This window comes from Variovorax cryoconiti, from assembly GCF_051216395.1.
Lineage (GTDB): Bacteria > Pseudomonadota > Gammaproteobacteria > Burkholderiales > Burkholderiaceae_C > Variovorax.
Genome location: NZ_JBPJZI010000002.1, coordinates 476,641 through 501,848, shown reverse-complemented (window position 1 = coordinate 501,848; position 25,208 = coordinate 476,641). Strand labels below are relative to the sequence as shown.

At 65.8% G+C, this 25,208-nt stretch carries 28 protein-coding genes; 5 read left to right on the top strand and 23 right to left on the bottom strand.

Translation table 11 applies throughout. The features are described 5' to 3' along the window. The first annotated feature begins 2 nt into the window (after positions 1-2). From lysS to ACSFA2_RS07030, 3 genes are read left to right on the top strand one after another with little or no spacing between them, the layout of a single operon-like run. Positions 3-1,535: a lysine--tRNA ligase gene (gene lysS, locus ACSFA2_RS07040; protein ID WP_435454596.1), complete on the top strand. Its 1,533-nt coding sequence runs from the start codon at positions 3-5 to the stop codon at positions 1,533-1,535. Then, complete coding sequence (locus tag ACSFA2_RS07035; protein ID WP_435455000.1) at positions 1,529-2,800, top strand: Hsp70 family protein; 1,272 nt, start codon at positions 1,529-1,531, stop codon at positions 2,798-2,800. Before lysS ends, ACSFA2_RS07035 begins: the two co-directional genes overlap by 7 nt. Further along, positions 2,797-3,351 (top strand): YgjP-like metallopeptidase domain-containing protein, encoded by a 555-nt coding sequence (locus tag ACSFA2_RS07030; RefSeq protein WP_435454595.1) that lies wholly within the window; start codon positions 2,797-2,799, stop codon positions 3,349-3,351. Before ACSFA2_RS07035 ends, ACSFA2_RS07030 begins: the two co-directional genes overlap by 4 nt. Here ACSFA2_RS07030 and nagZ read toward each other — a convergent pair. The 22 genes from nagZ to ACSFA2_RS06920 all read right to left on the bottom strand — a co-directional run bounded on the left by nagZ (position 3,318) and on the right by ACSFA2_RS06920 (position 22,739). Then, positions 3,318-4,388 (bottom strand): beta-N-acetylhexosaminidase, encoded by a 1,071-nt coding sequence (gene nagZ, locus ACSFA2_RS07025; RefSeq protein WP_435454594.1) that lies wholly within the window; start codon positions 4,386-4,388, stop codon positions 3,318-3,320. The genes ACSFA2_RS07030 and nagZ overlap by 34 nt on opposite strands. Beyond that, the gene (gene acpS, locus ACSFA2_RS07020) at positions 4,385-4,792 is read right to left on the bottom strand and encodes a holo-ACP synthase (RefSeq protein WP_435454593.1); all 408 of its coding nucleotides are present in this window, start codon (positions 4,790-4,792) and stop codon (positions 4,385-4,387) included. Before acpS ends, nagZ begins: the two co-directional genes overlap by 4 nt. Before the next feature lie 4 nt (positions 4,793-4,796). Next, positions 4,797-5,564 carry a pyridoxine 5'-phosphate synthase gene (locus ACSFA2_RS07015; protein ID WP_435454592.1) on the bottom strand — a complete coding sequence of 256 codons (768 nt, stop codon included), beginning with the start codon at positions 5,562-5,564 and terminating at the stop codon, positions 4,797-4,799. Positions 5,565-5,569: 5 nt separating this feature from the next. Continuing rightward, a complete protein-coding gene (gene recO, locus ACSFA2_RS07010; protein WP_435454591.1) occupies positions 5,570-6,340 on the bottom strand; it encodes a DNA repair protein RecO in 771 nt (256 codons plus the stop codon). Positions 6,341-6,347: 7 nt separating this feature from the next. Beyond that, on the bottom strand, positions 6,348-7,322 hold the full coding sequence (gene era / locus ACSFA2_RS07005) for a GTPase Era (RefSeq protein WP_435454590.1): 975 nt from the start codon (positions 7,320-7,322) through the stop codon (positions 6,348-6,350). Continuing rightward, positions 7,319-8,014 carry a ribonuclease III gene (gene rnc / locus ACSFA2_RS07000; RefSeq protein WP_435454589.1) on the bottom strand — a complete coding sequence of 232 codons (696 nt, stop codon included), beginning with the start codon at positions 8,012-8,014 and terminating at the stop codon, positions 7,319-7,321. The genes era and rnc overlap by 4 nt, the downstream gene beginning before the upstream one ends. Before the next feature lie 2 nt (positions 8,015-8,016). Continuing rightward, positions 8,017-8,391, bottom strand: coding sequence for a DUF4845 domain-containing protein (locus tag ACSFA2_RS06995; RefSeq protein ID WP_435454588.1), 375 nt, complete (start codon positions 8,389-8,391; stop codon positions 8,017-8,019). A 25-nt stretch (positions 8,392-8,416) separates the two neighbouring features. Then, complete coding sequence (lepB, locus tag ACSFA2_RS06990; protein WP_435454587.1) at positions 8,417-9,436, bottom strand: signal peptidase I; 1,020 nt, start codon at positions 9,434-9,436, stop codon at positions 8,417-8,419. A 5-nt stretch (positions 9,437-9,441) separates the two neighbouring features. Further along, positions 9,442-11,253, bottom strand: coding sequence for a translation elongation factor 4 (lepA, locus tag ACSFA2_RS06985; RefSeq protein WP_435454586.1), 1,812 nt, complete (start codon positions 11,251-11,253; stop codon positions 9,442-9,444). A 522-nt stretch (positions 11,254-11,775) separates the two neighbouring features. Beyond that, positions 11,776-13,263, bottom strand: coding sequence for a DegQ family serine endoprotease (locus ACSFA2_RS06980; RefSeq protein ID WP_435454585.1), 1,488 nt, complete (start codon positions 13,261-13,263; stop codon positions 11,776-11,778). 112 nt (positions 13,264-13,375) lie between these two features. After that, positions 13,376-14,416, bottom strand: a complete 1,041-nt coding sequence (locus tag ACSFA2_RS06975; RefSeq protein ID WP_435454584.1) for a MucB/RseB C-terminal domain-containing protein — start codon at positions 14,414-14,416, stop codon at positions 13,376-13,378. A 41-nt stretch (positions 14,417-14,457) separates the two neighbouring features. Further along, entirely contained in the window at positions 14,458-15,132 is a 675-nt protein-coding gene (locus ACSFA2_RS06970; RefSeq protein ID WP_435454999.1) for a sigma-E factor negative regulatory protein, read from the bottom strand. Between the two features lie 13 nt (positions 15,133-15,145). Continuing rightward, on the bottom strand, positions 15,146-15,814 hold the full coding sequence (gene rpoE / locus ACSFA2_RS06965) for an RNA polymerase sigma factor RpoE (RefSeq protein ID WP_435454583.1): 669 nt from the start codon (positions 15,812-15,814) through the stop codon (positions 15,146-15,148). Further along, entirely contained in the window at positions 15,811-16,287 is a 477-nt protein-coding gene (locus tag ACSFA2_RS06960; protein WP_435454582.1) for a hypothetical protein, read from the bottom strand. Before ACSFA2_RS06960 ends, rpoE begins: the two co-directional genes overlap by 4 nt. A gap of 13 nt (positions 16,288-16,300) precedes the next feature. Next, positions 16,301-17,545: a beta-ketoacyl-ACP synthase II gene (fabF, locus tag ACSFA2_RS06955; protein WP_435454581.1), complete on the bottom strand. Its 1,245-nt coding sequence runs from the start codon at positions 17,543-17,545 to the stop codon at positions 16,301-16,303. Between the two features lie 95 nt (positions 17,546-17,640). Next, entirely contained in the window at positions 17,641-17,880 is a 240-nt protein-coding gene (acpP, locus tag ACSFA2_RS06950) for an acyl carrier protein (protein WP_140843300.1), read from the bottom strand. Positions 17,881-17,981: 101 nt separating this feature from the next. Further along, positions 17,982-18,725, bottom strand: coding sequence for a 3-oxoacyl-ACP reductase FabG (fabG, locus tag ACSFA2_RS06945; RefSeq protein WP_435454580.1), 744 nt, complete (start codon positions 18,723-18,725; stop codon positions 17,982-17,984). Beyond that, positions 18,722-19,678, bottom strand: a complete 957-nt coding sequence (gene fabD, locus ACSFA2_RS06940) for an ACP S-malonyltransferase (RefSeq protein WP_435454579.1) — start codon at positions 19,676-19,678, stop codon at positions 18,722-18,724. The genes fabG and fabD overlap by 4 nt, the downstream gene beginning before the upstream one ends. A 58-nt stretch (positions 19,679-19,736) precedes the next feature. Continuing rightward, positions 19,737-20,714 (bottom strand): beta-ketoacyl-ACP synthase III, encoded by a 978-nt coding sequence (locus ACSFA2_RS06935; RefSeq protein ID WP_435454578.1) that lies wholly within the window; start codon positions 20,712-20,714, stop codon positions 19,737-19,739. Then, a complete protein-coding gene (plsX, locus tag ACSFA2_RS06930; RefSeq protein ID WP_435454577.1) occupies positions 20,714-21,802 on the bottom strand; it encodes a phosphate acyltransferase PlsX in 1,089 nt (362 codons plus the stop codon). The genes ACSFA2_RS06935 and plsX overlap by 1 nt, the downstream gene beginning before the upstream one ends. Positions 21,803-21,864: 62 nt before the next feature. Then, positions 21,865-22,047 (bottom strand): 50S ribosomal protein L32, encoded by a 183-nt coding sequence (gene rpmF, locus ACSFA2_RS06925; protein ID WP_435449371.1) that lies wholly within the window; start codon positions 22,045-22,047, stop codon positions 21,865-21,867. Between the two features lie 143 nt (positions 22,048-22,190). Continuing rightward, the gene (locus ACSFA2_RS06920; RefSeq protein ID WP_435454998.1) at positions 22,191-22,739 is read right to left on the bottom strand and encodes a YceD family protein; all 549 of its coding nucleotides are present in this window, start codon (positions 22,737-22,739) and stop codon (positions 22,191-22,193) included. Between the two features lie 37 nt (positions 22,740-22,776). Here ACSFA2_RS06920 and ACSFA2_RS06915 point away from each other — a divergent pair, with 37 nt between their 5' ends. Together ACSFA2_RS06915 and ACSFA2_RS06910 are read left to right on the top strand one after the other, a co-directional pair. After that, positions 22,777-23,358 (top strand): Maf family nucleotide pyrophosphatase, encoded by a 582-nt coding sequence (locus ACSFA2_RS06915; protein ID WP_435454576.1) that lies wholly within the window; start codon positions 22,777-22,779, stop codon positions 23,356-23,358. Continuing rightward, complete coding sequence (locus ACSFA2_RS06910; RefSeq protein ID WP_435454575.1) at positions 23,355-24,149, top strand: SAM-dependent methyltransferase; 795 nt, start codon at positions 23,355-23,357, stop codon at positions 24,147-24,149. The genes ACSFA2_RS06915 and ACSFA2_RS06910 overlap by 4 nt, the downstream gene beginning before the upstream one ends. A gap of 6 nt (positions 24,150-24,155) precedes the next feature. On the opposite strand, the gene ACSFA2_RS06905 is transcribed toward ACSFA2_RS06910, so the two are convergent. Further along, on the bottom strand, positions 24,156-25,196 hold the full coding sequence (locus ACSFA2_RS06905) for a S49 family peptidase (protein ID WP_435454574.1): 1,041 nt from the start codon (positions 25,194-25,196) through the stop codon (positions 24,156-24,158). Between the last annotated feature and the right edge of the window lie 12 nt (positions 25,197-25,208).

The following is a 25,208-nucleotide window of genomic DNA, read 5'->3' as shown; positions in this document are numbered from 1 at the left end:
CCATGACCGAACCCACGACCTCCCCCGCGCCCGCGATCGACGACAACCAGCTGATGGCGGAGCGTCGCGAGAAACTCAAGGCGCTGCGAGCGGCGCAGGCCGACGGCAAGGAGGTCGCCTTCCCGAACGACTTCAAGCCCGCGCACCGTGCCGCGACGTTGGTCGCAACCCATGGCGGCACCGAGGCCGAGCCGCTCGAGGCGCAGGCTGTCGTGGTCAGTGTGGCCGGCCGCATGATGCTCAAGCGCGTGATGGGCAAGGCCAGCTTCGCGACGCTGCAGGACAGCACCGGCCGCATCCAGCTCTACGTCACGCGCGACGCGCTGGGCGAAGAGCTCTACGCCGCCTTCAAGCACTACGACCTGGGCGACATCCTGGGTGCCGAAGGCACGCTGATGAAGACCAAGACCGGCGAGCTGTCGGTCAAGGTGAGCCGGCTGCGCCTCCTCACCAAGAGCCTGCGACCGCTGCCCGACAAGTTCCACGGCATGGCCGACCAGGAGCAGAAGTACCGCCAGCGCTACGTCGACCTGATCACCGACGAAACGGCGCGCGACCGCTTCAAGGCACGCAGCAAGGCCGTGAGCGCGCTGCGTGAATTCATGGTGGCCAACGACTTCATCGAGGTCGAGACGCCGATGCTGCACCCGATCCCGGGCGGGGCCAACGCCAAACCCTTCAAGACGCACCACAACGCGCTCGACCAGGAGATGTTCCTGCGCATTGCGCCCGAGCTGTACTTGAAGCGGCTGATCGTCGGCGGCTTCGAGCGCGTGTTCGAGATCAACCGGAGCTACCGCAACGAGGGCATCTCGGTGCGGCACAACCCCGAGTTCACGATGATGGAGTTCTACGCGGCCTACTGGAACTACCAGGACCTGATGGACTTCACCGAAATGATCATTCGCACCATCGCGAAGAAGACGGTCGGCAGCGAGCAGCTCACGTACGGCGGCAAGCCCGTCGACCTGGGCCAGCCCTTCGAGCGGCTGACGATCCGCGAGGCGATCCTCAAGCACACCGAGGCCGGCGTGAATGTGGACGACACCACCTGGCTCATCAACGCCCTGCGCAAGGTCGGCCTGAACGAAGAGAAGAACAAGCTCTCGCAGCGCAGCCTGGCCAGCCTGCAGGTGATGTACTTTGAGGAGACGGTCGAAGAGAAGCTCTGGCAGCCGACCTTCATCATGGAGCACCCGACCGAGATCTCACCGCTGGCACGCGCCAACGACGACCGGCCGGAGGTGACCGAGCGCTTCGAGCTCTACATCACCGGCCGCGAGTTCGGCAACGGCTTCAGCGAACTGAACGACGCCGAGGACCAGGCCGCGCGCTTCAACGCGCAGGTCGCGGCCAAGGACTCGGGCGACGACGAAGCAATGTTCTACGACCACGACTTCGTGCGCGCGCTGGAGTACGGCATGCCACCCACCGGCGGCTGCGGCATCGGCATCGACCGCTTCATGATGCTGCTGACGGATTCGCCGAGCATCCGTGACGTGATCCTGTTCCCCGCACTGCGTCGCGAATCTTGAGCACGTCGAACGCCGGCATCGGGATCGATTTCGGCACCTCCAATTCGGCGATCGCCTGGGCGATCGATGGCGGCGTCGCCCAGGCGCTGCCGCTCGAAGGCGCGGCCACGACGATGCCCACCGCGCTCTTCTACAACGCCGAAGACCGCCGCACGCACTTCGGCCGCGACGCCGTCGCCATGTACCTCGCGGGCGTCGAAGGCCGGCTGATGCGCTCGCTCAAGAGCCTGCTCGGCAGCTCGCTGATGCAGGAGACCACGGCGGTGTACGACGGCCTGGTGAGCTTCCAGGACATCGTCGCGCGCTTCCTGCACGAACTGGGCACGCGCGCCGAACAGACGCTGGGCCATCGCCCACAGCGCGTGGTCATCGGCCGCCCGGTGCACTTCGTCGACGACGACGCCAAGCGCGATCGGCAAGCCGAAGACAGCCTGCGCGACGCCGCACGCGCGGCGGGCTTTCGCGACATCGGCTTCCAGTTCGAGCCGATCGCCGCGGCCTTCGACTACGAGCAGCGTGTCACGAAGGAATCGCTGATCCTCATCGTCGACATCGGCGGCGGCACCTCCGACTTCACCGTGGTGCGCCTCGGGCCGGAGCGCGCGACGCAAGCCGACCGCAGCGGCGACGTGCTGGCCACCAGCGGCGTGCACATCGGCGGCACCGACTTCGACCAGCGCCTGAACCTCGAGCGCGTGATGCCGCAGTTGGGCTTTCGCCACCACGACGCGCGCGGCCGCGAGGTGCCGAGCAAGGTGTTCTTCGAACTCTCGTCCTGGCACCTGATCAACTGGCTCTACGCGCCCAAAGCCGTGCGCCAGGCGCAGGAGCTGCGCACCAGCTATGCCGACACGCGGCTGCACGACCGGCTGATGACGGTGCTGGAAGAACGCTACGGCCACCGCATCGCGAGCGAGGTCGAACAGGCCAAGATCGACGGCTCGGTCAGCGATGCGGCCGTGACCATCGACCTCTCCTTCGTCGAGCCCGGCCTCGGTGCCGCGCTGACGCCGGACGACATGGCGCAGCAACTCGCCGAATCGCTGGGCAAGGTGGTCGCCAGCGCGCACGAGTGCGTGCGGCGCGCCGGCCTGCGCAGCCATGACCTCGATGCGATCTACCTGACGGGCGGCTCGTCCGCGCTGCGCCCGTTCCAGCAGGCGCTGCGGCGCGGCTTTGCCGGGGTGAAGCTGGTCGAGGGCGATCTGTTCGGCGGCGTCGCGGCCGGCCTTGCCTACGCGGCCCGCGACGCGCGCACGGTGTGAAGTACATCGCGCACTACCCGCCTGCCCTGCAGGCGCAGGTGCGCACGCTGATGGCCGAGCAGGGCCTCGGGCCGATGCTGCTGAAGCGCTACCCTGCCGCGCACGCGGTGCGCACCGACCGCGCGCTCTACGACTACGTGATGGCGCTCAAGTCCGAGTTCCTGCGCAACGCCGACCCGCTGTCGAAAGTGATGTTCGACAGCAAGCTGCACGTCATCCGCCACGCATTGGGCACGCACACCACCATCTCCCGCGTGCAGGGCAGCAAGCTGAAGGCCAAGCGCGAGATCCGCGTCGCGAGCCTGTTCAAGGCGGTGCCGCTCGAGTGGCTGCGGATGATCGTCGTGCATGAGCTCGCCCACATGAAGGAGCGCGAGCACGACAAGGCCTTCTATGCACTGTGCACGCACATGGATGCGGACTACCACCAGCGCGAGTTCGACCTGCGGCTGTACCTGACGCACCTCGATGCCGGCGGGCCGCGGCTGTGGAATACCGAAGCAGAAGACGCGACGCGTCAGCCCGGCAACTGCGACAGCGCCCTGCCGTAGGCCGGCGACGCGACCAGCGCGTCCCATGCCAGTGCCGGTGACTGCGGCAGCAGCGCCAGTCGCCGAGCCTCGCCCGCGGCGTCCGGCTGCCAGCGCCCGGCTTCCGCCGCAGCACCGAAGCCGTCAAGCAATTCGTCGAGCAGCGCACCATCACCGACGCTCTGGTTGCACAGCATCGCCAGGTCGCAGCCGGCATCGAGCGCAGCCAGCGCCGCGTCGGTGTAGCTGAGCAGGCGGCCGTCGATGTAGCGGCCGGCCTCCATGCTGAGGTCGTCGCTGAAGATCGCGCCGTCGAAGCCGAGCCGGCCCCGCAGAATGTCCTGCAGCCACTTCGACGAGAACCCCGCCGGCCGCGCATCCACCTTCGGGTAGATCACGTGTGCCGGCATCACGGCCGCCAGCGTGCCGGTGAGCCATTCGAAGGGCCGCGCGTCGTCGGCCAGGATCGCCTTCAGGCTGCGCCGGTCGACCGGGATCGCGACATGCGAATCGGCCTTCACGAAGCCGTGCCCCGGGAAGTGCTTGCCACAGTTGGCCATGCCGGCCTGCAACAGGCCGTGCATCACGCCCTTCGCGAGCAACGCGGCGACACGCGGTTCGCGGTGGAAGCTGCGGTCGCCGATCACCGAGCTCTCGCCATGGTCCAGGTCGAGCACCGGCGCGAAGCTGAAGTCGACACCCACGGCGCGCAGTTCGCTCGCCAGCACGAAACCGGCCGCCGTGGCGGCCTGCACGGCGCGCATCGCATCGTCCATCCACAGCACGCCCAACGCACGCATCGACGGCAGCCGGGTGAAGCCATCGGTGCGAAAGCGCTGCACCCGGCCACCCTCGTGGTCGACGCAGATCAACAGGTCGGGCCGGATCGCCTTGATCTCGGCATTGAGTGCCTGCATCTGCGCGCGGCTCTGCCAGTTGCGGGCGAAATGGATGACGCCGCCGACCTGCGGATGGACGAGGCGGCGGCGGTCGTCGGTCGTGAGTTCGATGCCGGCGACGTCGATGACGAGCGGGCGTTGCGTGACGGGAGCACTCATGCGGTGGGAGGCGTGTTCTGTTCGACGACCACGAAGCTGGCCGCGTAGTCGGTTTCGTCAGTGACGGTGACGTGGGCCGTGAGGCCGCGGGCCTCGAACCACTCCTTGAGCACGCCGTGCAGCACGATCACCGGCTTGCCGCTGCGCTCGTTGGTGATCTCGCACAGGCGCCAGCTCATCGGCATGCGCATGCCCATGCCGACCGCCTTGCTGAAGGCTTCCTTGGCGGAGAAACGGGTGGCGAGGTAGCTCAGGCCGCGCTTTGGCCAACGCGCGCTGCGTGCCTGCCACACGGCGAACTCGGCGTCGCTCAGGACCTTGCGCGCGAAGCGTTCGCCCTGGCGCTCGAAGGTGGCGGCGACGCGGCGGACGTCGCAGATGTCGGTGCCGATGCCGTAGATCACGCGGTCAGCCGGCGCGCTGCGCCTCGTCGATGCAACGCAGGTAGTCGCGCGTCGTCGCGGTGTAGCCGAGCTCGAGGGCGTCCGACACGAAGGCATGGCCGATCGACACCTCCTTCACGCCCGGCACGGCGCGCAGGAAGTCGGCGAGGTTGTCGCGGCTCAGGTCGTGGCCGGCATTGACCTCTAGGCCGACTGCCTGAGCGGCGCGTGCGGCTTCGGTGTACAGCGCCAGCACCGATGCGGCCCGCGAGGTGCCGCGCGAAGCCGCGTAGCCCTCGGTGTAGAGCTCGACGCGGTCGGCGCCGACCGCCTTGGCCGCGGCCATCATCTCGGGCGCCGGGTCCATGAAGAGGCTGACGCGCACGCCGAGCTTCTTCGCCTCGGCGATCAGCGGGCGCAGGCGCTCGGCGTCGTCTGGAAAGGTCCAGCCGTGGTCGCTGGTGGATTGGGTTTCACTGTCGGGCACGAAGGTCGCCTGGTGCGGGCGGCAGTCGCGCACGAAGTCCATCAGGTTGTGGAAGGGGTTGCCTTCGATGTTGAACTCGGCGTCGGGCCAGTCGCGGGCCAGCAGGTCGGAGAGTTCGTGCACATCCTGCGCGCGGATGTGGCGCGCGTCAGGCCGGGGGTGCACGGTGATGCCTTTGGCGCCCGCGTCGAGGCAGACCGCGGCCGCGAAGAGCACGCTCGGGATGCCGAGGTGGCGGGTGTTGCGTACCAGGGCGACCTTGTTCAGGTTGACCGAAAGGGCCGTGAGGGTGGAAGGCGTGGTCATGGCGTTCAAAGGGCTTGCAGGTCCCGCATCATCTGCCGGGTGCGCAGGGTGGACACGCCGCAATGGTAGTTCAGCAGCACACGCAGCTGGGTTCGCAAGGCGCCGTTGCTGCCGGTAGTGAGCTGGGCGACGCAGCGCAGCGTGGCGGTGAAAGGGGCGCGGTCGTCCAGCGCTCCCTGGAGCGCTTGCCAGTCGGCGCCGGCCAGCGCCGTTTCGTCGTCCGACGCTTCGCGCAACCCCGCCTCGGGCAGCAAGGCATAACGAACGTCGTGCGACAGCGGCGCGAGTGTCGACGTCTCGGCATCGAGCGCGGGCAGCAGGCCGACCTCGCGCAGCAGCAGCAGCTCGAAGGCCCGCAGCGCGGCTGCCTGTGTGGCGGCCTCGGCCCCGACGTGGTCGCCGGCCAATACCTCGACCACGCCGGCATAGGCGTCGAACAGCGCCTCGTGCGCGTCGTCGCGCGCCAGCAGGCGCAGCAGCAGTTCGTTGATGTAGTAGCCGGACATCAGCGACTCGCCGGTCGGCATGACGTGGCCGCCCATCCACTCGGCGCCCTTCAGCGTGCGGATCTCGGCGTCGCCGCCGTAGTTCAGCTGCAGCGGCTGCAGGGGCAGCAGCACCGGACGGAAGTTGGAACTGGGCCGCTTGGCGCCCTTGGCCACCACGGCGATGCGCCCGTAGTGACGGGTGAAGGCTTCCAGGATGACGCTCGACTCGCTCCAGTCGTAGCGGTGCAGCACATAGGCCGGCTCGTGGGAAACGCGGTGGGTGGCCACCGGCGGGCTATTCGTAGCCGAAGCTGCGCACGCGCGCCTCGTCGTCGGCCCAGCCGGAACGCACCTTGACCCACAGCTCGAGGAACACCTTGGCGTCGGCCAGCTTCTCGAGCTCGACGCGGGTTTCCATGCCGATGCGCTTGATGCGGTCACCCTTGTCGCCGATCACCATCGCCTTGTGCGTGTCGCGCTCGACCACGATGGTCGCGGCGATGCGCAGCAGGCGCTTCTGGCCCTTCTTCTGCGGCGGCTCTTCCTCGAACTTGTCGATGATCACGGTCGAGGTGTAGGGCAACTCGTCGCCGGTCAGGCGGAACAGCTTCTCGCGGACCAGTTCACCGGCGAGGAATTTCTCGCTGCGGTCGGTGAGTTCGTCCTCGGCATAGAACCACGGCTGCTCGGGCAGGTACTTGGCGCAGATGCCGAACAGGCGTTCGACGTCCTTCGCGTTCTTGGCCGACATCGGCACGAACTCGGCGAAGGCGTGCTTGCCCTGCATGGTCTGCAGCCAGGGTGCGATGTCGCCGCGACGGTGCACGTTGTCGAGCTTGTTGGCCAGCAGCACGGTTGGGATGCCCTTGCCGAGCAGCTTGAGCACGCGCTCGTCGGCGGGCGTGAAGCTGCCGGCCTCGACCACGAACAGGATCAGGTCCACGTCGCCGACCGCCCCCTGCACCGTCTTGTTGAGCGACTTGTTGAGTGCGTTGGCATGCAGCGTCTGGAAGCCGGGCGTGTCGACGAAGACGAACTGCGTCGCGTCGATGGTGCGCATGCCGGTGATGCGATGGCGCGTGGTCTGCGCCTTGCGCGAGGTGATGCTGATCTTCTGGCCGACCAGCGCATTGAGCAGCGTCGACTTGCCGACGTTGGGCTTGCCGACGATGGCGATCAGGCCGCAGTGCTGCGGGCCTTGCGCCGCCGCCTCGGGCGTCGGGGGAGTGGCTTCTTCAGGGTCGCCGGGGGCGTCGTGGGTGATGTTCATTTTGCTTTCGTGCCGCGCGCCCTGAGCTGAATCAGCATCGCCGCGGCGGCAGCTTGTTCGCCAGCGCGGCGTGAGCCGCCGATGCCGCGCTCGGTCAGGCCCATTTCGACCACCTCGCACGCGACATCGAAGGTCTGTTTGTGGGCTGCCCCGAGCGTGCCGACCACGCGGTAGAGGGGCAGCTTCATTTTGTGCCCCTGCAGCCATTCCTGCAATTCGGTCTTGGGGTCCTTGGCGGCCGCGTCCATGCGCGGTGTGATCTCGACGGACTCGTAGAGCCGGTGGACCAGCGCCTGCGCCGCGGGGTAGCCCGCATCGAGGTAGACGGCGCCGATCAGCGCTTCCAGCGCGTCGGCCAGGATCGACGGACGATTCGGCCCGCCGGAGCGGGCCTCGCCCTCGCCCAGCCGCAGCAGCGGCGACAGGGCGAGCTTGACCGCCAGCTGATGCAGCGTGTCCTGCTTGACCAGGTTGGCTCGCACCCGCGACAGGTCGCCCTCGGGCAACTCGGACAGTCGCACGTACAGCAGGTGCGACACCGCCAGGTTCAGGACGGAGTCGCCGAGGAATTCGAGCCGCTCGTTGTGGTCGGAAGAAAAACTGCGGTGCGTGAGCGCGAGCTGCAGCAGCCGCGCGTCGGCGAACGTGTGCCGGAGGCGCGCCTGCAGCGCAGCAAGAGCGCCTTCTGCCACGGTCAGCGGGACTGGCCCTGGCCGCTGTACTTGAGCAACAGGTAGGCCGGGCCGAAGAGGTGGATCTCGCGGTCGTACGCGAAGGACACGACCACCTTGTCGCCGACCTTCTGCACATCGAGGTCCTTGCCGCTCACCGACTTGAAGTCGTCGATGGCCTGGGCCCGGTCGAAGATCGACCGCACCTCGGGCACGGTCGAGCCCTCGGCCGCCTTGGCCGCTGCCTTCTGGATGGCCTGGTACTCGATCAGCGTGGGAATCACCTGCGCCACCACCACGCCGACGCACGCCAGCACGATGGCGACGAACAGCAGCCCGATGAACGAAATGCCCCGCTGCCTCGATGCCGAGACCGACCGATGTGCCCTCACTGCCATTGCTCTACCCCTCGAAGGATTGCTTTTATTGGAATGCGCCGATGCGCCCGAGATTGCCGAAATTCATCCAGACGAAGAAGGCGCGACCGACGATGTTCTTGTCCGGCACGAAGCCCCAGTAGCGCGAATCGAGCGAGTTGTCGCGGTTGTCGCCCATCATGAAATAGTGACCCGCGGGCACCTTGCAGACCACGCCCTCGACACTGTAACGACAATTTTCCTGGTTCGGGAAGGCGATGACTTCCACTTCCGAGATGCCGGCACGGCGGCTGTCGTCGTTGAGCAGCTTGTGGGTCTTGCTGCCCAGGCTCTCGGTGTACTGCTTCAGGTAGCGCATGGTCTCTTCGTCGAAGTACTCCGGAATGGCGTCCTTGTTGACGGGCTGGCCGTTGATGGTGAGGCGCTTGTTCAGGTAAGCCACCTCGTCACCCGGCAGGCCGACCACGCGCTTGATGTAGTCCAGGCTCGGCTTGGGCGGGTAACGGAAGACCATCACGTCTCCCCGCGCAGGCGCAGTGCCTTCGGTGATCTTGGTGTTGAGCACCGGCAGACGCAGGCCGTAGGTGAACTTGTTCACCAGGATCAGGTCGCCGGTGAGCAACGTCGGCATCATCGAGCCGGACGGGATCTTGAAGGGCTCGAACAGGAAGGAGCGCAGCAGGAACACGACCAGGATCACGGGGAACAGGCCGGCGGTCCAGTCGAGCCACCAAGGCTGCGCCAAGACCTTGGCGCGCCCTTCGGAAATAGCCTCTTCGCGTTGCGCGACAAGATCAGCGCTCAAGCCGTACTGCGCCATTTCAGCGTTGATTTCGCCAACCGTCCGGCCCGAGGTGGAGGTCCATCCCCGAGCTGCGGCTTCAAACACAACGGTTCGCTGTCGGCGCTTTGGCAAAAAGTAGAAGCGCTCGGCCACCCAGTAGAGGCCGGTGACGACGGTCGCCAGGAACAGCAGCAGCGCGAAGTTGCCTTCGACCACGCCGAAATACCAGGCGCCGACGTAGCCGGCGAACACGGCAAGGATGAGGGAAGTGAGGAATGCCATCTTTATTAGTCTTCGACCTGAAGGATCGCCAGGAAGGCCTCTTGCGGCACTTCGACCGAGCCGATCTGCTTCATGCGTTTCTTGCCCGCCTTCTGCTTCTCGAGCAGCTTCTTTTTGCGGGAGATGTCGCCGCCATAGCACTTGGCGAGCACGTTCTTGCGCAGCGCTTTGATTGTCTCACGCGCAATGATGTTGACCCCGATGGCGGCCTGGATCGCGACGTCGAACATCTGGCGCGAAATGATCTCGCGCATCTTCGAGACCACGGCGCGGCCGCGGTACACGCTCTGGCTGCGGTGCAACATGATCGACAGCGCATCGACCTTCTCGCCGTTGAGCAGAATGTCGACCTTCACCACCTCGGCCGAGCGGTACTCCTTGAACTCGTAATCCATCGAGGCGTAACCGCGGCTCACGCTCTTGAGCTTGTCGAAGAAATCGAGCACGATTTCAGCGAGCGGCATTTCGTAGGTCAACACCACCTGGCGGCCTTTGTAGGCCATGTTCATCTGCACGCCGCGCTTCTGATTGGCGAGCGTCATCACCACGCCCACGTATTCTTGCGGCATGTAAAGGTGCATCGTGACGATGGGTTCGCGGATCTCGGCGGTCTTGCCGATTTCAGGCATCTTGGACGGGTTCTCGACCATGAGGACGGTGCCATCGTTCTTGACCACTTCGTAGACCACGCTCGGCGCGGTGGTGATGAGGTCCTGGTCGAACTCGCGCTCCAGCCGCTCCTGCACGATCTCCATGTGCAGCAGTCCAAGAAAACCGCAGCGGAAGCCGAAGCCCAGCGCCTGGCTGACCTCGGGTTCATAGTGCAGCGAAGCGTCGTTCAGCTTGAGCTTTTCAAGCGCATCGCGCAGCGAGTCGTATTCGCTCGCTTCGGTCGGGTACAGCCCGGCAAACACCTGCGGCTGGATTTCCTTGAAGCCTGGAAGCGCTTCGGTCGCAGTGGCTGCTGCGCCGCCGGTGCCGGGCTTGATCAGGGTCACCGTGTCGCCGACCTTCGCCGCCTGCAGTTCCTTGATGCCGGCGATGATGAAGCCCACCTCGCCCGCTTCCAGCGACTCGCGCTTTTCGGTGGCCGGCGTGAACACGCCCAGGTTGTCGGCGTTGTACATCGCGCCAGACGCCATCATCTTGATGCGCTCGCCCTTCACCAGTCGGCCATCCACGACCCGCACCAGCATCACGACGCCGACGTAGGCATCGAACCAGCTGTCGATGATCATGGCGCGCAGCGCTGCATCGGGGTTGCCACGCGGTGGCGGTACCTTGGCGACCACGGCTTCGAGGATGTCGTCGATGCCGATACCGGTCTTGGCAGAACACAGAATCGCCTCGGTGGCGTCGATGCCGATCACGTCTTCAATTTCAGATCGCGCGTTGTCGGGATCCGCGTTCGGCAAGTCGATCTTGTTCAGCACCGGCAGCACTTCGACGCCGAGGTCGAGCGCGGTGTAGCAATTGGCCACCGTCTGCGCTTCGACGCCTTGCGATGCATCGACGACGAGCAATGCGCCTTCGCAAGCCGACAGCGAACGACTCACTTCATACGAGAAGTCGACATGGCCCGGCGTGTCGATCAGATTGAGGTTGTAGACCTGTCCATCGCGCGCCTTGTAGTGCAGCGCAGCGGTCTGCGCCTTGATGGTTATCCCACGCTCTTTTTCGATGTCCATCGAGTCGAGCACCTGCGCTTCCATCTGGCGTTCTTCGAGGCCGCCGCAACGCTGGATCAATCGGTCCGCAAGCGTCGACTTGCCATGGTCGATGTGCGCAATGATCGAAAAATTTCTGATGTGATTCATCAACGGGAACGCTTAAGTACTTGAATTGCCACGTACGCAGAACGCGTCAGGCAAGAAAAAAGGGCGCGTCCGAAAGAGACGCGCCCTGAACCAACAAGCAATGGCAACTGCAGTAGTTGGAGCTTCATTGTAGGCAAAAAGGGGAACGCGTACATGTCGGAACCGGGTCGGGAAGGCTCGTTGCAGGTCAGCAACAGGAAAGTTATGAACAGCTTATCAACAAAAACGGTGGGTAGCTTATGGGACAACTTGTGGGTGATCTGTGGAGCGACGGTGGACTGTCCATGGGCTTACCGCATGGTGGAGCGCTCACCCGCTCTTATGCATACCCAGCGCTGCGTCGGGTCCCTATTCTACTGAAATGCGTCGTTAGTCAATGCAGTAAGTTTGTGAATGCTAACTTCAAGTACCATCTGGCGCATCCAAAAAAAAACCAGAAGCCGCCCAAAAGCGTTGGCTCCTCCCCAAAAAAAGGCCCCAAACCCGACTGCCGGGTGGGGCCACTTGACGCATCGCCGGGGTTCAGCGCGCAGGTCGGATCAAGGTGTACTGCGCCCATTCGCCGCGTCGGAAGAGCACGCTGACCGGCTTGGACTTGTCGGCCTTGCCCGCGGCGGCTTCGAATTCCTTGACGTTGGCCACCTCGATATTGCCCACCGCAAGGATCACATCGCCTTCCTTCAGTCCGGCACGCGCTGCGTTCTCGGTGGCGGCTTCGATCTTCACGCCGCCGCGCAGCTTGATTTCCTTCTTCTGCGCTTCGGTCAGGTCGCTCACGGCCAGGCCAAGCGACTTCGCTGCGGCCGAAGCGGCCGGCTTGGGCGTGGGCTCTTCGCGCTCGACCGCCGTGCGCGCCGGCTTGTCCGGCTCGATCTCGGCGATGGTGACGGACAGGTCGCGCGAGTTGCCTCGGCGGAACACCGTGAGCGTGCTCTTGGTGCCCGGCTTCGTGTTGCCGACCAGCCGCGGCAGATCGCTCGGCTTCTCGATCGCCTTGCCGTCGAACTTGGTGATGATGTCGCCCGCTTCGACGCCAGCCTTCTCGCCCGGCGAGCCAGCCTCGACGCTGCGCACCAGCGCGCCCTGCGCCTTGCCCAGACCGATCGACTCGGCGACGTCTTTTGTCACTTGGTCGATGCTGACGCCAATGCGGCCGCGCGAGACACGTCCCGAGGTGCGCAATTGCTCGCTTACACGGATGGCCTCGTCGATGGGGATCGAGAAGGAGATACCCATGAAGCCCCCCGAGCGCGAATAGATCTGGCTGTTGATGCCAACCACCTCGCCGCGCATGTTGATCAGCGGTCCGCCGGAATTGCCCGGGTTGATCGCCACGTCGGTCTGGATGAAAGGCAGGTAGTCGCCGGTGTCGCGCTGCTTGGCGCTCACGATGCCGGCGGTCACGGTGTTCTCGAGGCCGAAGGGCGAGCCGATGGCCATCACCCATTCACCCACGCGCAGCTTCGACACGTCCCCCATCTTCAGCGAAGGCAGGCCCGTGGCATCGATCTTCACGACGGCGACGTCGGTGCGCTTGTCGGCGCCGATGATCTTGGCCTTGAATTCGCGCTTGTCGGGCAGGGTGACCAGTACCTCGGACGCATCCTCGACCACGTGTGCATTGGTCATGACGAAGCCATCCGGACTCAGGATGAAACCTGACCCGACGCCGCGCGGCCGCGATTCTTCCTGCGGTTCCTGCGGGCGGTTAGGCCGTGGCGGCGTCTGGCGTGGTTGGCCCGGCAGCGGTTGACCGAAGAAGCGGCGGAAAAACTCCTGCATCTCCTCGTCCATCTCGCCGTTGCCTGCGCCACGTTGGGCGACCTTCTCCACCGTCCGGATGTTGACGACCGCCGGGCCGACCTGGTCGACCAGGTCGGTGAAGTCCGGCAACGTCCGGGTCTGCGCCTGCGCTGTCGTGCTCGGCAGCGCGGCGCCCACGGCCGACAAGGCCAGGGCGCAGGCGAACACATAGGACGGGAGTCTCTTTCCCTCGACTTGGAACGTCATCTTCGAATCTCTTTCAAGCAAAACTGCGAATTACACCGAGCTATGAATCAGGTCAGCCGATTGGTTCAGCGCGGTCGGCCCGCACGCACGCCCTGCCGGTCCACCACGTTCGTCAACGCGTGCGGACCAGCCCCTGAGCAAAAGCCTGCAGCGTTTGCGGCGGCACCTCGCCGACGATCGTCAGCCACCAGTCTCCACCTTTGTCGCTCAATCGGCGCGTGAGCGTATAGGTCGCACCCAATGCCATCAGGGCCTCCCGTGGCTGGCGCTGTGCATCGTAGGGCTCCACGAAGAGCGACACCGAGGCCAGCCCGTCCGTGAAGGTCCACTGCATCGTGCGCTCGGGCTTGGCCTCGCCGTCGAGTGCGCGCCGGTAGCAATTGACCGGCTTGAAACCCGCCACCGGCTCGCGCAGCGACCAGCCCTCGGCGGCAGCCGTCGTGCGCTCGAGGGACGACTCCTCCACCCGATAACCGGCGGTGTTGCCCATCATCTGGGTCAGCGCCCGCGTCTTCACCGGTGCCTCGAACTGCAATTCGGAGAAGGCCGACTGCTCCACCACCCGACCGTCGCCGTCGACGGTCTGCAGTGCGACCACGAGGCCCGAGCGGCGCTCGCTCCACACCCGATAGCCGAAGCGCAACCCATCGCGCGGGGCGAGCTGAAGAACGTCGGCATCGAAGCCCGCCACGCGGCCCTTGCCGAGCGCTCGCGCGTCGTAGAAGTCGCCGATCGCCGAATCAGGTGCGCCTGGCAGATTGGGAAAGAAATCGAGGTTCTCACGCTTCTCGCTCTTGACGACCTTGTCCTCGGGGAAGAAGGTCATCACGTGGTCGTTGCGACGGAACGTGGAACGCGGGGCGCCCGACAGCGCCTCGATGCGCTCCATCAGGACGTCGCCATCGGCGACGTGCCAGATGCGCGAACTCGACAGATTGCCGGTGGCCGCGGAGACCACGAAGGTGCCAACATAGGTGCGCTGGCGCGAGGCCGCGTGCATGCGGCGCAACCAATCGACAGTGCTCAACGTCGGCGGCTCGGCCAACGCAGCGCCCGGCATCTTCGACGGTGCCGAGGGCGCGCGGGCCTGCGCCACGGCCCATTGCGCAAAACAGAAGGTCGAAAGCACCAGCAAGGTGCGGCGTAGGTTCATCGGTTGGGCGTTTGTCCGACGGTAGGCATCATCGGGGTGGCTCAGCGCGAAGCGCCCTCGAAGGTGGCATTTCGAAGGAAACCGGAAGGCATCTGGGCACCGCCGGCGGCCTGCCGATGCGCCTCGAGCAGCTGGTCCAGTCGTGGATCACGCAACATCACCTGCGGCGCACCGCTGCCAACGAGCACACGCGCCGTGGCGCCGGCGCTTGCAGCGGAGGCGTTCTGTTGCATGGCCGCGAGCACGGACCCCTCGGAGGAAGACGGCAACGGCGGCACTTGCTGCGAAGCCAGTTGCGGACCCGATGCCGGGACGGCAGCACCATTGCCGACCCAGTTCCATCCGATCGCCGCCGCAGCGGCCAACGACGCCACACCAGCCACCAACTTCCAGCGGAACACGGGTTCGTTCGCGGCGTCGACGTGCAGGGCGATGGGCACAGATTCGGACAGCGCCGCCGGCACCGCCTGCATCGGCTTCACCGGCTCGGCCGCCAGCCGCGCCTGGAAGCGCGCCAGGAACTGGCCACTGTCGGTACACGCCGAATGGCGGCCCGCGCGCAACACGTCGCCCACGACGTGGTAGGTGCGCCACGCGGCCTGGAGTTCGCCGTCGGCGCAGACGCCATCGACGACACGGGCAAAAGCCTCGCCCTGAAGCTGGCCGTCCGCCAAGGCGGACACCTCTTCGTGCACTGAATCTGGGGTATTTTTCATCTCGTTCACCTGCTTACCAACGCTTGCCGGACTGGTTGTCGAGCATGGGTTTGACCCGTGCCGAAATCGCTTCGCGTGCCCTGAATATGCGAGAGCGCACTGTGCCGATGGGACAACGCATGACCTCGGCAATTTCTTCGTAACTCATGCCCTCGATCTCGCGCAGCGTGACCGCCTGCCGCAATTCGGCCGGCAAGGCCTCCATCGCGGCTTCGACCGCAGCCGCGATCTCTTTCGCAGCCATCACTGTTTCGGGGGTTTCGTCGCTGATTGGTTCGTTTCCCGGCCGGTAAGTTTCATCGTCTTCCGCAGAAGATGGCCGCAACGCCGCCTCCGAGATGGTTGGGTCGCGCTTCATGTCAACCAGCGCCTTCTTGGCGGTGTTTACCGCGATCCGGTAGAGCCAGGTGTAGAACTGGGCCTCGCCCCGGAACTGGTGCAGGGCCCGATAGGCCCGGATGAAGGTCTCCTGCGCGATGTCCTCGACCAGATCGACGTCACGGACCATCCGACCGATGAGGCGCTCGATGCGCCGCTGGTACTTGATCACGAGCAGTTCGAAGGCCTTCTGGTCGCCCGCAACCGTGCGCTGGACAAGCTGGAAGTCGACCTCGCCGGGCCGCGGCTCCGCGCCGCCGGTCGAAGCAGCGTCGGGAGGAGCGGGCGGTGGGGAGGCTGTCATCGAAACGAAGGAGGTGCCCCGGGCGCCGATGCGGCCGGCGACATTCCGTCCGGTGCCGTCGTCGGGGCGCGCGAATATACCGCACGCCGCAGCGCCGTCCAACGCAAAGGGTCGGCGCGCCGTTCCAGCCACAGCCAGTGATGGGGCCGGCCGGGTTCGACCAGCCGAAGCAGCATCAACACCTGCAGATCAAGGCCCACCCGTACGCGCGTTGCCGCTGGCGGCGCTCGCCCCGACCACGACCAGTACTGCCCATCAAAGCGCAGCAGGCCGACCTGGCGATGTCCGCCAAAGCGCCACGCGACGCCGCCGGCCAGCAGCACGCTTCCCAGCAAAAGGAACGCGCGGCCATCGACATCGCCGCCCACAGACAAGCTGGCGCCCAGGGCACCGGCGAGCCAGAGTGTGAACAGGAGAAGCCGCGCCGCACGCGAAGGCCCCACGGGAAAACTCACCGCCGGGGCGCTGTGCATGGCGCGGTGTTCGTCAAGCGCGCTTGAACACCAGCGTGCCGTTGGTGCCGCCGAAGCCGAAGTTGTTCTTGACGGCCACGTCGATCTGGAGGTCCCGCGCTTCGTTGGCGCAGTAATCAAGATCGCACTCCGGATCCTGGTTGAAGATGTTGATGGTCGGCGGGCTCTTCTGATGGTGCAACGCCAGCACCGTGAACACCGACTCGATGCCGCCGGCGCCGCCCAGCAGGTGGCCAGTCATCGACTTGGTCGAGTTGACGACCAGCTTCTTCGCGTGGTCACCGAAGGCCAGCTTGACCGCGTTGGTCTCGTTGAGGTCGCCGATCTGCGTCGAGGTGCCGTGCGCATTCAGGTACTGCACCTCGTCGGCGTTGACACCGGCGTTGGCCAGTGCCATCACCATCGAGCGACGCGGGCCGTCGACATCGGGCGCGGTCATGTGGTACGCGTCGCCCGTGAGGCCAAAGCCCGAGACTTCCGCATAGATCTTGGCGCCGCGGGCCTTGGCGCGTTCGTACTCCTCGAGCACCATCACGCCGGAGCCTTCACCCAGCACGAAGCCGTCGCGGTCCTTGTCCCACGGACGCGACGCCGTGGCCGGATCGTCGTTGCGGGTGCTCAATGCACGCGGGGCCGTGAAGCCACCAATGCCGAGCGGAGAGATCGTGGACTCAGCGCCGCCGGCAATCATCACGTCGGCGTCGCCGTATTCGATCATGCGTGCCGACGTGCCGATGGCATGCAGGCCCGTTGTGCAGGCGGTCACGACGGCGATGTTCGGACCTTTGAACCCGAACTTGATCGACACGTGGCCCGAGATCATGTTGATGATCGAGGCCGGCACGAAGAACGGCGAAATGCGGCGGGGGCCGCGGTTCGTGTATTCACCATGCGTCTCTTCGATCATCGGCAGACCGCCGATGCCCGAGCCGATGTTGCAACCGATGCGGACGGCGTCTTCATACGCCAGGGCATCGCCCGTCGGCAATCCGCTGTCCTGCACGGCCTGAATGGCGGCAGCAAACCCCAGATGAATGAAGCGGTCCATATGACGCGCTTCCTTCTCCGTGATGTACTGGGTGATGTCGAACCCCTTGACTTCACCGGCGAACTTGCAGGCGAAGGCACTCGCATCGAAGGCGGTGATGTTCGCGATACCCGACTTCCCGGCCAATAGATTGGCCCAGGATTCGGACACCGTGTTTCCGACAGGAGCGATGCAACCGAGTCCGGTCACGACGACGCGGCGTTTGGTCATGCCGGCAAACCTTTCTGGGGAAGCACCGAGGCCGTCTCGCGGTGCGCGCAGTGCCGAAGCGCTGCGGACCGGGCCGGCGTTCGATGCGCGGCCGATCAGGCCTTTTGATTCTTGGAGGCGTAGTCGACAGCGTTCTGCACCGTCGTGATCTTCTCGGCATCTTCATCGGGGATCTCGATGCCGAACTCGTCTTCGAGCGCCATCACCAGTTCGACCGTGTCGAGCGAGTCGGCACCCAGATCGGCAACGAAGGCCTTTTCGTTGGTGACTTGAGACTCTTCCACGCCGAGCTGCTCGGCGATGATTTTCTTGACACGTGCTTCGATATCGCTCATTTGGTTCCCTCTGAGGGTTTGTAAAGAATCGGTGGATTTTAGCCGGCCGGCCTGGGCCAGTTGCCTCACGGGCCGTACGGAAAACGAATTGCGCCGGGCGCTTACATGTGCATGCCGCCGTTGACGTGCAGTTCCTGCCCCGTCACATAGGCCGCTTGCGGTGAAGCCAGGTACGCCACCGCATGCGCGATGTCGGACGGCTTGCCCAGATGCCCCAGCGGAATCTGCGAGAGCAGCGCCTGCTGTTGCGCCTCCGGGAGGCTGGCCGTCATGTCGGTTTCGATGAAGCCGGGGGCGACGCAGTTCACGGTGATGTTGCGGCTGCCCAGCTCGCGTGCGAGCGCGCGGGTCATGCCGGCCACGCCGGCCTTGGCGGCCGCGTAGTTGGCCTGGCCGGCGTTGCCGGCAGCGCCCACGACGCTCGTGATGTTGATGATGCGACCGTAGCGCTGCTTCATCATCGGACGGATGGCCGCGCGCGACAGGCGGAAGACGGCCTTCAGGTTGGTGTCGAGCACCGCGTCCCAGTCGTCGTCCTTCAGGCGCATGGCCAGCATGTCGCGCGTGATGCCGGCGTTGTTGACCACGACATGCAGCCCGCCGTGCGTCTTGACGATGTCTTCGACCAGCGCGTCGAGCGCAGCGCCGTCGTTGACGTCGAGCGCGCGGCCCTGACCGCCGAACGCGCCGAGCGCGGTCGTGATCTTCTGTGCGCTGTCATCGGTCGTACCGGTGCCGATGACCTTCAGGCCGTGATGGGCCAGTTCCAGGGCGATGGCGGCGCCGATGCCGCGCGATGCGCCGGTCACCAGGGCGATCTGCCCTTCGAATTTGATGGTGCTCATGGGGTGTTCAGCAGTTGACGGGTCTCGGCGAGCGTCGCCGGATCGTAGACCGTCGCCGTGACAAGTTCGGGCGCGATGCGCTTGACCATGCCGGACAGCACGCGACCCGGCCCGCACTCGACAATGGTGGCAGCGCCTCGCGCTTTCAAGGCCTGCACGCTCTCGACCCAGCGCACCGGGCCCGCGGCCTGGCGCACGAGCGCGTCGCGGATGTGCTCCGGCTTGGTTTCGACCGCGACGTCGATGTTGTTGAGCACGGGGATCTGCGGTGCCGCGAATTGGACCGACGCCAGCTTCTGGCGCAGCGCCTCGGCCGCAGGCCGCATCAGGCTGGAATGGAAGGGTGCCGAGACAGGCAACAGCAGCGCACGCTTGGCACCGCTCGCCTTCAGCACTTCGCAGGCCTTGTCGACGGCAGCCTTGCTGCCCGCGATCACCGTCTGCATCGGATCGTTGAAGTTGACGGCTTCGACGCACTCGGCGCTGCCGGCACCGAAACTGGCGCTGACCTCGGCACAGCCAGCGATCACCTTGCCCGATTCCATGCCCAGCACCGCGGCCATGGCGCCGGTACCAACCGGCACGGCCTGCTGCATCGCCTGCGCCCGGAAGCGCACCAGCGGTGCGGCCTGTGCCAGCGTCAGCACGCCCGCCGCGACCAGCGCGGAGTATTCGCCCAGCGAATGGCCCGCGACGACGTCCGGCGTTGCGCCGCCCTCGGCCAACCAGGCGCGCCAGGCGGCGACGCCGGCCACCAGCATCACCGGCTGCGTGTTGGTCGTCAGGGCCAACGCCTCTTTCGGGCCGGTACGGATGAGTTCGCCCAGGTCTTCGTCGAGCGCTGCGGACGCCTCCCGCAGCGTCTCTGCCACGGCAGGGTGGCCCGCCCACGCGTCGAGCATGCCGACCGCCTGGGAGCCCTGGCCTGGAAATACGAATGCGAAGGAAGTCATGGTGTCTTGTCTTTGTCTGATGCAAACGTCCGGGCGAACTGCGGCGCGCCCTCGGCGTTCACAAAGTCAGGAGCACGGCGCCCCAGGTGAACCCGCCGCCGACGCCTTCGAGCATGACGGTCTCCCCTTTTTTGACCTTGCCGCTGCGCACCGCATCATCCAGCGCCAGCGGAATCGAGGCGGCCGAGGTGTTGCCGTGGTCGTGCACCGTCACCACCAGCTTTTCACGAGGCAGCTTCAACTTCTTCGCCGTGCCTTCCATGATGCGGATGTTGGCCTGGTGCGGAATGAGCCAGTCGATGTCGGCCTCGGTCTTGCCAGCCTTCGCCAGCGTCGCGCGCGCCGCATCTTCCAGCACGCGGACAGCGAGCTTGAAGACGGCCTGCCCGTCCATGTGCAGCAACGGCGTGCCCAGCACCTTGCCGCCGGACACGTGACCGGGTACGCAGAGGATGCCGACATGCTTGCCATCGGCGTGCAGGTCGCTCGCCAGGATGCCCGGCGTCTCGCTGGCCTCCAGCACCACGGCACCGGCACCGTCGCCGAACAGCACACAGGTCGTTCGGTCGTTGAAATCGAGAATGCGCGAGAACACTTCCGCGCCGACCACCAACGCACAGCGCGCACTGCCGGTCTTGATCATGGCGTCGGCCACCGTGAGCGCGTAGACGAAACCGCTGCACACCGCCTGGACGTCGAAGGCCGGGCAGCCGGAGATGCCGAGCTTGTGCTGCAGGATCGCTGCCGACGAGGGAAACACCATGTCCGGCGTCGAGGTGGCGACGATGATCAGGTCGATGTCGTCGGCCTTGCGTCCCGCGGCTTCAAGGGCGCGCTTCGAGGCCTCGAGGCCCAGGTCGCTGCTGGTCACATCGGGTTCGGCGAAGTGGCGCGCATGGATGCCCGTGCGCTCGACGATCCATTGGTCGGACGTCTCGATGCCGCGCTCAGCGAGTTCGCGAGCAAGTTCGTCGTTGGTCACGCGGCGGGGCGGCAGATAGCCGCCAGTGCCGGAAATGCGAGAGAAAGGGGTCATCAGACGGGGAGCGAGGTCGCGTCAACTGGCGCCGCCGACTCCGCCCGCGCCAGCAGTGGCGCGGCGTGGGCAATGCGGGCCCGCACGCGATCGAGCAGGTTGTTGCGAGCGGCATCATAAGCGCGATCCAGCGCATAGCCGAACGCCACATCGTCGGCCGAACCATGGCTCTTGAAGACCAGGCCGCGCAACCCTAGCAATGCTGCACCGTTGTAACGCCGGTGATCTAACCGTTTTTTAAGCGCTTTTAGAACCGGATAGGAAACGATCGCCGCAAATTTACTGAAGAGGCCATTCGAATACTCGAACCGCAGGAAGTCGACGATCATCGCGGCCACGCCCTCGGTCGCCTTCAGCGTCACATTGCCGACGAAACCGTCACAGACCACGATGTCCGTCGTGCCTTTGAAGATGTCGTTGCCCTCGACGTTGCCGTAGAAGTTCAAATCTTTCGATTTGGCAGCCGCTCGAAGCAGTTGACTGGCTTTCTTGATCGTTTCGCTGCCCTTGATGGCCTCCTCGCCGACATTCAGCAAGCCCACGGTCGGCGACTCGTTGCCCGTCAGCGCTGAAACCAGCGCCGAGCCCAGCACGGCAAACTGCAAGAGGTCTTCGGCATCACAGTCCACGTTCGCACCCAGGTCCAGTACCGTGGTGGCACCGCCCTTGCTATTGGGAAGCTGCGGCGCGATGGCCGGGCGGTCAATGCCTTCAAGCGTCTTGAGGAGATAGCGTGCGATGGCCATCAAAGCCCCCGTATTGCCCGCAGATATGGCCGCCTGCGCGCTGCCGTCTTTAACCTGCTGGATCGCCACGCGCATGGAAGAATCCTTCTTCTTGCGCAGCGCGATCTCGATCGGATCGTCCATGGCGACCACCTCGGTCGCTGGGATCAGGACGGCACGGGGATGCGAGAAATCCTTGAGCGCGTCGGGTAGCCCGACCAGGCGCAGTGAGGCCTCGGGATGGCGCTCCAGGAATGCCCGGCAGGCCGGCAGCGTGATGCGCGGACCATGGTCGCCGCCCATGCAATCCACGGCGAGCGTGATTGCAGGGGGAGCGGGGGCGAAAGAGGGAGAAATAGCCATCAAAACAAAGGCCCGACGCTACGCAAGAAGTAGCTTCGGGCCTTGGCCTTGAATCTCGAGAGTCAGGACTCGGACTTGGTCTTCAGAACCTTGCGGCCACGATAGAAGCCGTTCGGGCTGATGTGGTGACGCAGGTGGATTTCGCCCGTGGTGGGTTCGACGGCGATGCCGGGCACGTCGAGCGCATTGTGGGAACGGTGCATGCCGCGCTTGGAAGGCGACTTCTTGTTTTGCTGGACGGCCATGATGGCTCCTGGAATTCGGTTGGGTGGTGGGCAATGCGGGGCGGCATTGACACAGAATCCCTCAAGACCTGGCCAACGGCGGCGCGCGCGAAGCCCACGATTATAGCGCGGACGCGACCGATGCGCTACACCCCCGTAAAACCTCAATCCGGCTTGCGGCCGCGCAGGGCGTCGAGCGCGGCAAAGGGGTTCGCGGCGGCTTCCTCCGCTTCCTCGAAGCCGGGGTCGGCCACCGACAGCCGCACAGGCACCGGGCACACCTCATGCCGCGGCGTGACGGGTACTTCCATGAGCAACTCGTCTTCGATCAGCGTCAGCAAGTCGAAGTCGCGTGCCGCCACCAGCACATCCTCGTCGGACGCCTCGTCCTCGAGAGCCGCCGTCTCCTCGTCGGCCGCGAAGCGGAACGCGCGATCGACCGTCAACGGCAACTGGACCGGTGTCAAGCAACGCTGGCAGACGAAGGGCAGGGTTGCCTCGACGCGCAGGTGAAGCCAGGGCGCGAGGGCACCGTCGCCGCCGGCGCGGCGTTCGCCGGTCGCCTCCCAGGTGACAAGGGCGTCGGCGGCAGGTTCGGCCAGCTCGGAGCCGAGCCGCTCGAAGTCCGACGCTGGCGCCTCTCCGGTCAGGGTGTCCGCGGCGGTCGCAAAGGCGTTCACGTCGATCCGTGATGCTGCAAATTCTCTGTTCATCCCGTTCAGTCTAAACCGCTCGCGCACAATCGGCGCCATGCCACGCACGCTGATCCTCGCCTCGACTTCCCGCTACCGCCGCGAACTGCTGGACCGCCTCCGCCTGCCCTACGAGGTGCATGCGCCAGGCGTGGACGAAACCCCGCTGGCCGGCGAAACCCCGCTGGCGCTGTCGCAGCGGCTGGCCCTGGCCAAGGCCCACGCCGTCGCGGCCCGGTTCCCCGAGGCGGTCGTGATCGGCTCGGATCAAGTGGCCGACCTGAACGGCGAGCCGCTCGGCAAGCCCGGCGATCACGCACGGGCCACGTTGCAACTGCGACGCATGCAGGGACAGACGCTGGTGTTCCAGACCGCGGTAGCCGTCGTCTGTGCGGCCACCGGCTTCAGCGCCCATGACGTCGCCCCGGTGCGCGTGATCTTCCGCGCACTCAGCGACGATGCCATCGAGCGCTACCTGCGCGCCGAAGAGCCTTATGACTGCGCCGGCAGCGCCAAGAGCGAAGGCCTCGGCATCGCCCTGCTGGAGGCCATCGACAGCGACGACCCGACCGCCCTCGTCGGCCTGCCTTTGATCCGGACCTGCCGAATGCTGCGCGCGGCAGGCGTCGACTTGCTATGAGCACCCCTCCGGTGGCGGAAATGCCGGCTGAAAAAATCCTCGGCAAGCTGTACCTGGTTCCTGCGCCGCTCGACTTCGGGTGCGATGTCCAGGCACCGCTGCAGGACGTGCTGCCCCTCGGCACGCTCCAGACCGCAGCGCAGATCACGCACTGGATCTGCGAGAACGCCAAATCGGCACGCGCCTACCTCAAGCGGATCGATGCGGTTGCCCCGTTGGCAGCGCCGGTGCAGGCGCAGCACATCCAGGAACTGCCGCGGGAGGTGCACAAGAAGGGCGACCACACCGGGCAGTTCGACGCTCGCCCGTTGCTGGCCGCGGCCCTCGAAGGCCACGATGTCGGACTGCTCAGCGAGGCTGGCATGCCGGCCGTGGCCGACCCGGGCTCGTCGGTCGCGCGCGCGGCGCACGAGCTGGGCATCACGGTCGTGCCGCTGACGGGGCCGGTGTCACTGCTGCTCGCGCTGGCAGCCAGCGGCTTGAACGGTCAGAACTTCGCCTTCGTGGGCTATCTGCCGCAGGATGCTGCCGCGCGCGTGCAGCGCATCCGCGAGCTCGAAGCGCTGGCCTTGCGCAGCGGCCAGACGCAGCTCTTCATCGAAACGCCCTATCGCAATGCGGCCCTGCTGCAGGCCCTGACGCAGACCCTGCAGCACCATACCCGGCTGGCCGTGGCGCGCGGCCTGACGCTGGCCACGGCGGAGGTGCGCAGCGAGACGGTCAAGGCGTGGCGCGCCCGGCCGCCTGCGCTGGACGATCGCCTGCCGGCCGTCTTCGCGATCGGGCGCTGAGCCGCCTCAGCGCAGCGCCGGCACGCTGTGCAGTGCGCGCACCGAGGCGTCGCCCATGGCGGCGCCGAACTTCTTGGCCAGCTTTTCGGCGACGTTGTCGCGACGGGTGTAGTCGATGACTTCTTCCGCCTTGATCACTTCGCGGGCGACGAAATCGACATTGCCCAACTGGTCGGCCAAGCCCAGGTCGACCGCCTGCTGACCGCTCCAGAACAGACCGCTGAACAGGCCCGGCGTGTCCGTCTTCAAGCGGTCGCCTCGCCCCTTCTTGACCACGTCGATGAACTGGGCGTGGATCTGGTTGAGCATCTGCTGCGCATGGGCGCGCTGCGCATCGCTCATCGGGCTGAACGGATCCAGGAATCCCTTGTTCTCGCCGGCCGTGAGCAGACGGCGCTCGACGCCCAGCTTTTCCATCGTGCCGGTGAAGCCGAAGCCGTCCATCAGCACGCCGATGCTGCCGACGATGCTGGCCTTGTCGACGTAGATCTTGTCCGTGGCCGCGGCGATGTAGTACGCGGCAGAGGCGCAGCTTTCCTCGACGACCGCATACACCGGCTTGTTGTACTTGGCCTTCAGGCGGCGGATCTCGTCGTTGATGATGCCGGCCTGCACCGGGCTGCCGCCTGGCGAGTTGATCAGCAGAACCACGCCCTTGGCGCCGGCGTCCTCGAAGGCGGTCTTCATGGCCGCCACGACGAACTCGGCGCTTGCATCGGCGCCATTGGCAATCTCGCCCTTGATCTCGACCACGGCCGTGTGTGCGGTCGCGGTGGCCGTGCTGGGCGCCGCGCGCGACATGGCCAGCCACACCAGGAAGATGAAAAAGGCGAGCCAGGACAGTCGCACGAAGGTCTTCCAGCGCCGTGTGGCGCGCTGCTCGCGCAGCGAGGAAAAGGCGAGTTTCTCGAGGGTGGCACGCTCCCAGCCGGGCTGTGAGGTCGGATCGTTCTTGGACATGGAGGTCGGGGATGGCGCGCCCGAGATCGGCGCGGGACGTTCGAAAGGCTCGAAACCCTGGGGTTCCGTGCGGGTGGGATCGGTCATGGCGGTAGAGCA